Source organism: Stenotrophomonas sp. YIM B06876 (assembly GCF_030711595.1).
Taxonomy (GTDB): Bacteria; Pseudomonadota; Gammaproteobacteria; order Xanthomonadales; family Xanthomonadaceae; genus Stenotrophomonas.
Genome location: NZ_JAUJUJ010000301.1, coordinates 1 through 1,028 on the forward strand (window position 1 = coordinate 1; position 1,028 = coordinate 1,028).

At 67.1% G+C, this 1,028-nt stretch carries 1 protein-coding gene; it reads left to right on the forward strand.

Annotation, left to right across the window (positions count from 1 at the left end; genetic code table 11):
* Nucleotides 1-82 precede the first annotated feature (82 nt).
* The coding region (locus QZH66_RS16895) for an IS481 family transposase (RefSeq protein ID WP_305807013.1) at nucleotides 83-1,028 on the forward strand (946 nt) is incomplete at its 3' end.

Consider the following 1,028-nt stretch of genomic DNA (forward strand, 5'->3'; position numbering starts at 1 on the left):
TGTGATCTCTCAGTAGGTTGTTCATCCGGGGCGATCCCGGAATTCTGTAGGTGCGACCCAAACAGCACCCCAGGAGCCCCGGATGAACCTGCATAAACATGCCCGTCTTAGTCCTCGCGGTCGAGCCTTGCTCGTGCGACGCGTGGTCGATGAAGGGCTTCGTGTCGAAGAAGCTGCCCATGCCGCGGGTGTCAGCGTCCGGACCGCCTACAAATGGCTGCGGCGGTTCCGGGAGGAAGGCCCCGAAGGGTTGGTGGATCGGTCGTCGCGGCCGACCCGGTGTCCACATGCAACCCCGCCGGCCGTGGTCGCGCAACTGATCGAGCGCCGCCGGGCGCGGCAGACGTACCACCAGATCGCCGCGGCTGTGGACGTCGCGCCCAGCACGACCGCCAGGCTGCTGCGACGTGCCGGGCTGCATCGGCTGGCGGAGTTGGAGCCGGCCCGTCCGGACAACCGCTACGAACATGCCGCGCCGGGCGACATGCTGCACCTGGACATCAAGAAACTGGGGCGATTCTGGCGCCCCGGGCATCGCGTGACCGGTGACCGGACCGGCGCATCCGAGGGCGCCGGATGGGAGTTCGTCCATCTGGCCATCGACGATCACTCCCGTGTCGCGTTCGGCACGATCGAACCCGACGAGCGCGGCTCCAGCGCCTGCCGGGCGCTGCTGAGCGCCGTGCGCTACTACCGGGCCTTGGGCGTCCGCTTCCAGCGCGTCCTGACCGACAACGGTGCCTGCTACAAATCCCGTCGCTTCCGCCGGCTCATCGCGCGCTTGGGCCTCCGCCACAAGCGAACCCGGCCCTACACCCCGCGAACGAACGGCAAAGCCGAACGATTGGTCCAGACGGCCCTTCGGGAATGGGCCTATGCCAGGTCCTATGAAAGCTCCGTCCAGCGCGCCGAAGCCTTCCCGCGGTGGCTGCACCACTACAACTGGCACCGACCTCATGCCAGCGTCGGCTACCAGCCCCCTGTCAGCCGGCTGTCGTTACCACTGAACAACGTGGTGGGTTTACACA